At 24.9% G+C, this 6720-nt stretch carries 7 protein-coding genes; 4 read left to right on the top strand and 3 right to left on the bottom strand.

The window, feature by feature from the left end:
* The first annotated feature begins 213 nt into the window (after positions 1–213).
* The 3 genes from BZ132_RS03625 to msrA all read left to right on the top strand — a co-directional run bounded on the left by BZ132_RS03625 (position 214) and on the right by msrA (position 2170).
* Positions 214–639, top strand: a complete 426-nt coding sequence (locus BZ132_RS03625) for a hypothetical protein (RefSeq protein WP_286940518.1) — start codon at positions 214–216, stop codon at positions 637–639.
* Positions 578–1012, top strand: a complete 435-nt coding sequence (locus BZ132_RS03630; protein ID WP_286940519.1) for a DUF4143 domain-containing protein — start codon at positions 578–580, stop codon at positions 1010–1012. Before BZ132_RS03625 ends, BZ132_RS03630 begins: the two co-directional genes overlap by 62 nt.
* A gap of 186 nt (positions 1013–1198) precedes the next feature.
* On the top strand, positions 1199–2170 hold the full coding sequence (gene msrA / locus BZ132_RS03635) for a peptide-methionine (S)-S-oxide reductase MsrA (protein ID WP_112149488.1): 972 nt from the start codon (positions 1199–1201) through the stop codon (positions 2168–2170).
* A gap of 106 nt (positions 2171–2276) precedes the next feature.
* On the opposite strand, the gene BZ132_RS03640 is transcribed toward msrA, so the two are convergent.
* Both BZ132_RS03640 and BZ132_RS03645 read right to left on the bottom strand, forming a co-directional pair.
* Positions 2277–3770 (bottom strand): sodium-dependent transporter, encoded by a 1494-nt coding sequence (locus BZ132_RS03640; protein ID WP_011406336.1) that lies wholly within the window; start codon positions 3768–3770, stop codon positions 2277–2279.
* Positions 3771–3949: 179 nt separating this feature from the next.
* The gene (locus BZ132_RS03645) at positions 3950–5077 is read right to left on the bottom strand and encodes an aldo/keto reductase (protein ID WP_112149490.1); all 1128 of its coding nucleotides are present in this window, start codon (positions 5075–5077) and stop codon (positions 3950–3952) included.
* Between the two features lie 136 nt (positions 5078–5213).
* Here BZ132_RS03645 and BZ132_RS03650 point away from each other — a divergent pair, with 136 nt between their 5' ends.
* Positions 5214–5732, top strand: coding sequence for a TIR domain-containing protein (locus BZ132_RS03650; RefSeq protein ID WP_011406338.1), 519 nt, complete (start codon positions 5214–5216; stop codon positions 5730–5732).
* Positions 5733–5929: 197 nt separating this feature from the next.
* Here the strand turns inward: BZ132_RS03650 and BZ132_RS03655 are convergent, their stop codons facing one another.
* A complete protein-coding gene (locus BZ132_RS03655; RefSeq protein WP_048059854.1) occupies positions 5930–6478 on the bottom strand; it encodes a manganese efflux pump MntP family protein in 549 nt (182 codons plus the stop codon).
* Positions 6479–6720: the final 242 nt, after the last annotated feature.

A 6720-nucleotide genomic window follows, 5' to 3' on the forward strand; every position in this document is an offset into this window, starting at 1 on the left:
TTTTTTTAAAGTTTATCTTGTGTAAACTAAAAAATATAAATCATGTTTAATACATTATTATAATAAATGATGGAAAAATAAATATAATAGTAAAAAGGGAATTATATTTAAGTAAAATCAATAGGATGTTAGATATATGTCACAGGTTCCTATTCCAATTTAATAAAGGGTATAAATAGATCAATAATTTCTGGAAGATATATTCGTATAAATATGTATCCCTTTTCATATATGGAATTATTAACATACTTTAGTGATAAAAAGAAATCAGCACTTACACATGATGATGAAATAAAAATTTTCAATAATTACTTAAATTATGGTGGGTTTCCAGGACTTTTAGCTTATGATTATCCTGATGAGAAAATAACCTATCTAACAGATATTTATAATTCAATAATGTTAAAAGATGTTATAGATATTGAAAAAATATCATCAGTTATATTATTTGAGAGATTAATGGAATTTATAGTATGTAATATTGGAAAAATATTCTCTGCAAATTCAATAGCAAAATATCTTAAATTAGAAAAATATAATATTTCAACATCAACTGTACTAAATTATAAAGTATGCTATGAATTCATTACTTTTATATCAGACAAAAAGAGAAGACCTTATTGGAAAAAAAATACTTAAGGTGTCTGAAAAATATTACATAGTAGATCCTGGATTTTATTATTTATTTAATGATGAGAATAAAAGAGATTTGGGCTATTTACTTGAAAATATAGTTTATTTAGAACTTAGAAGACATGGATATAAAGTAACAATTGGTAAATTATATGACATTGAAGTGGATTTTGTATGTAAAAAACCTGGAAAAACTACATATATTCAAGTAGCACAATCAATAATGGATCCTAATACAAGAGATAGAGAGTTTAGGCCATTAAATAAAATAAAAGATAATTATCCAAAATATGTTCTATCTATGGATGAAATAAACTTATCCTCAAATGGAATAATACATATGAATATTCTTGAATTTTTAAAGGCAGATGAAATATAAATTCCACTATTTTCTTTTTATTTAATTAATATGAAACTATTAAATATAATGGATTAAATAATTATAGAAAAAGGAATTTCTTTAAAAAAATAGAAAAAACAACGTTAGATATACATAAGCTTGTTAAAAAAATAGGTAATATATAAAAGAGAATATGTTAAATAAAATCTCTTTTGGGGTTTTAATATGATTGATAACTTAAATAAAAAAATATCTTACAAAAAAGAAAATTTAAGAACAATATATCTTGCAGGGGGATGTTTTTGGGGTGTTGAAGCATATATTTCGAGGTTACTTGGAGTAGCTAAAACAACAGTAGGTTATGCAAATGGAAACACAGAAAATCCCACTTATGATGAGGTATGTTTAGAAAATACAAATCATGTTGAATGTGTAAAAGTGGATTATGATAATAACATATTACCATTAAAGAAGTTATTGGAAGAATTTTTTAAAATAATAAATCCACTTACAATTAATAAACAAGGAAATGATGTAGGAGTACAATATAGAACTGGTATATATTATAGAAATGAAACAGACAAAAGAATAATAATAAATTTTATTAATAGAAAACAAGGAGAATATTCACAAAAAATAGTAACAGAAGTATTACCCTTGAATAATTTTTATCCTGCTGAAAAATATCATCAGAAATATTTGGAAAAAAATCCTACAGGTTACTGTCATATTGATTTAACACAACTTCCAAATCAGAAAAAACAATTAGAAGAATTATTAATTAAAGAAGATATTATGAATTTAACACCTATTGAATTTGATGTTACACAAAAAAATGCTACAGAAAAGCCTTTCAGTGGAAAATATAATGATTTTAATAAGAAGGGATTGTATGTGGATGTTGTAGGTGGAGAGCCATTATTTATATCAGATGATAAATTTGATTCAAAATGTGGATGGCCTTCTTTTACAAAACCTGTTAATGATAGTCATATTCAAAAGTTAAATGATACATCTCATGGTATGAAAAGAATAGAAGTTAGAAGTAAAAAGGCTAATTCACACCTAGGTCATGTTTTTGATGATGGACCTAGAGGTGAAAAGAGGTATTGTATAAATTCTGCTTCAATGAGATTTATACCATATGATAAGTTAGAGGAGATGGGTTATGGAAGGTATGTTAAATATTTTAAGTAAAATAATTGATTTTTAGAAATTCTTTTTTTTAGTATTTTTTTCTACCTTAGTTTAAATAAGTTAAATTCATTTAAAATAAAAAAAAATAAGTATTGAAGATAATTATTTAATTATCTTTTGTTTCTGGTAGTTTTGTAAGAATTACTGGTATAATTATAACTAATGCTAAAAATACTAATTCTATTAATAGTTCTGTAGTTATACCTTCTGTAATTTTATGTATTATTTCTGAAGCAAATAATATTAAAAGTACTCCTGGAAGAATATATTTTAGTATCCATATCCATTTTGATCCTATGTGTACTATTGATTTTTCATTTAAAATTGGTACTAATTTATCAATACCATATAACCATCCAAAGATTATTGCTTGAAGAAGTATTGCAAATAATATTCCATATTGATTTATGAATTCATCTGCTATTGCAAGAATATAGTTTCCTGCTCCTGTTGTAAATATTATGGATGTTAAAAATCCAAAGAAACAAACAATAGTTGCTGTTTTTGATCTACTCATCTTAAATTTTTTAGCTAAAGATAAACTCATTGGTTCAATAAATGCAAACATAGTTGTTACTCCTGCAAAGAAGACACATAAAAAGAATGCTGGACCAATAATATATGCTACATCACCCATTATATTGAATATTTCTGGGAATACTACAAATATTAATCCAGTACCTGATGTTGCTATTTGTTCAATTCCAAGTCCTGTTTTTAGTGACATAAATCCTAGTATGTTAAATACTCCTATTGCTGTTATTATTTCAAAACTTGAATTTGATGCAGCAACAACTAAAACACTATCTACTAGATGATCATTATTATCAAGATAACTTGCATATGTAAGTGCAATTGATTGTCCTACAGATAATGAAAATAGTACTTGTGTAAATGCTGCAAGCCATATGTCACTATTTAGAAGAGCACTCCAATCTGGATTAAAAAGATTAGTTAATCCTATCATATGACCATTAAGTGTAAATGAGTATGCTACTATTAAAAACATGATACATATTAGAGAGGGTATTGTTATTTTCACTACTTTTCCAATTCCATTTTCAATATTTTTACGTGATACTAACCATAAAAATATCCATACTAGTGTAACTATTATAAATGTGGGCCATACTATTGTTGTAATATGACTTAAGTTGTTACCTCCAACTACTATGTTGGTATTGAAAAATAAATTAGGATCACTTCCCCATTGTTTTGTGAAACCTAGAAGTAGATATATAACATCCCATCCTATTATAACTATGTAATATGTCATAACTAGGAAAACTAGAAATACTATAAACCATCCTATTACTTCAAATTTTGGATTTAAATTCTTAAGAATACTGGATAATGAATCTCTATGTTTTACTCCAAGACCATATTCTAATATTAGAAATGGAACACCAAGTGTTAATATTGCAAATATGTATGGTATAAAAAAGGATCCTCCACCATTACTATATACAATATAACTAAAACGCCATATGTTTCCTAGACCTATTGCTGCTCCAATCATTGCAAATAAGAATGAAATATTACTTCCCCATTTATATGCTTCATTTGTTTTCTTTGAAGCTGAGATATATGCAACCCCCATTATTTTTTTTCTAAGTTTATATTAGTATAAAATATCTTTTAATTTTATAAAAACATAATATTTATAATTATATTTTTTCATTGTATTTAGTATTTGCATGTTTTTTTCAATTTTTTTAAAAGAGTATAATTATAATCATAATTTAAAAAATAAAAAAAAAGAGATAATACTATAAGTAGTTACATTGGTTTATTTTCAAGTGATTCTACTACATCTTTCATTACTTGTGGTATGTTTATTTGTTGAGGACATTTTTCTACACATTTACCACAGTCTATACATGCACTTGCCGGCCCATTTTTCTTATTTTTCATGTAGTTTATGTACGTTACTTGGTATGTTGTAAATCCATCTTCATTTAGTAGTTTTTCACTATTATATAAATCAAATACATATGGTATGTTGATATTTACTGGACATTCATTTATACAGTAATTACATTTAGTACAAGGTACTGTTATTTTACTATTTATAAGTTCACTTACTTGTTTTATAAGGTCTAATTCTTCTTTAGATAATGGTTGCATATTTTCAAAAATTTCAATATTTTCCTCCATTTGTTTATAACTACTTACTCCACATAGTACCATGAATACATTATCAAGATTTGCTACAAAACGTAGTGCTAACTCAACTGGTGTAAGTGTTGGATTGAATTTTTTAATTAAATCATTAGCATCTTCTGGTATGTTTGCAAGAAATCCTCCCTTTAATGGTTCCATTACAATTACTTCTAAATCATGTTTTTTAGCAACTTCATAGCATTTCTTTGATTCTATTGTTTGACTTTCCCAGTCAAGGTAATTTATTTGTAATTGTATAAAATCCATGTCAGGATATTTTTGAAGATATTTTTCTATGTACTTAGCATCTCCATGGCTTGAAAATCCAAGTTTTTTAATTTTTCCTGCATCTTTTTGTTGTTTTAAAAATTTATATGAATCTACATCTATATATCCTGCTTCTGAAAATGGACTTATGTTGTGTAGTAAATAATAGTCAAAGTATTCTACTCCACAACGTTCTAATTGTTCTTTAAATATTGGTTCTACCTCTTCTTCTTTGGTTATTGCAAAGATGGGTAATTTATCTGCTACTATATATGATTCTCTATGATGGTTTTTTAGAGCTTCTTTTAGTGCTATTTCACTTTTTCCATTATGATAAGGATATGCTGTATCAAAATAGGTGTATCCTTTTTCTAAAAAGAGTTCTGTCATTTTATTTACTTGTTCTTGGTTGATTGTTTCTGGTTTATCTTTATCTGTTTGAGGTAATCTCATCAATCCAAATCCCATTTTTTTCATTATATCTTCTCCCTTTTTAATAATATGAAAATTTTTTTATAAGCTTTATATATATACTATTTATTTTTAATAATTATATATATATATATATTTATTACATAAACATCATTAAAGAAGAACACACAATAATATTATTATGAAATCAAATATCTTTCTTAGTTACTATCATGAAGATAAAGAGTATAGTGACAAATTTCAAGAATTATTTCAAAATTTGAATACAAAAACAATAAGATTAACAAATAATGACTATTCAAGTGATGAATATATCTCTAATATCATAAATGAAAATAACATAACAAATACTACAACTACAATAGTACTAGTAGGACCTAAAACATACAAAAGAAAACATATAGATTGGGATATATATGCAGCATTAAAGCAAAAATCATCACTAATAGGCATATGTCTTCCAAATAGGAATGATTATAGACTAAATAATCTAATACTGGAAACATATCCTCCAAGACTACATGATAATGTAACATCAGGTTATGCAACTATAATAAAATGGACAGAAAATCCTGAGAAAATAGATAACATAATAAAAAGATCATATATAAAATCAGAGGATACAAATCTAATAAATAATAGACGAAAACTACAATCTAAAGATCATCATTTCTGTGGAGTAGGATGTGATTGTCATTAAAAAAATGAAAGTATATACTTAAAATATATGTATAGTAAATAGTAAATAAGTATTATGTAGTATGTAAAACATACATCATTTTACATTCGTATGTAGGGAAATTATTATACCTCTAACTTTTAATATAATATTTTTTCCTACTACTTTTATAAAAAAAACTTTTTTAAAAAAAAGAAGAATATTTCTTTAGATTTAACTTAAAATCCAAGAAGTATTTTAAATCCAAGAAGTATTAATATTACTCCACCTAATATTTGGAATTTATCTCCAAAATAATCACCTAATTTTTTACCAATAAATATTCCAACAATACTAAATAAGAATGTAATAATTCCAATAATAGCACATGGAATAACTAGACTAATATTAAGAATAGCAAATGTCACACCCACAGCAAAAGCATCAATACTTGTTGCAATAGCAAGTAGGGTAACTTCTTTAAAACTAAATATGTCAGCTACTTTTTCATCACTACTAGTGATACTTTCACGAATCATATTCAATCCAATACAAAGTAGTAGTATAAATGCAATCCATGGTGCATATGTTGATATAAATGATCTAATTGTAGTTCCACAAACATAACCTATTATGGGCATGAAACATTGAAATCCGCCAAAGAAAATTCCATACCAGAGTATTTCTTGTTTTTGTATTTTTTTCTGAGTAAATCCTTTTGTTATTGAAATACTAAAAGCATCCATAGCAAGAGCAATAGCCAAAAGAATTACAGAAAGCATATTCATTTCCATATAATCAAAATTCCTTATTAAAAAAAAATTCAATTTAAAAATAATAATAATAATAATAAAAACTACTTACTATCAATATTAATATATTTTATAATAATTAGATATAAATCTTTAATCTAAAATAGAATTTAGAATAAAAAAATAAAATCCTTCAATAAACAGAGTCTATTTTTAATTTAAAATATAGGTATATTTATAAAAAAATTCATGAAATAATTTAGTAAAAATTACTTATA

It is taken from the genome of Methanosphaera sp. DEW79 (assembly GCF_003266085.1).
Taxonomy (GTDB): domain Archaea; phylum Methanobacteriota; class Methanobacteria; order Methanobacteriales; family Methanobacteriaceae; genus Methanosphaera; species Methanosphaera stadtmanae.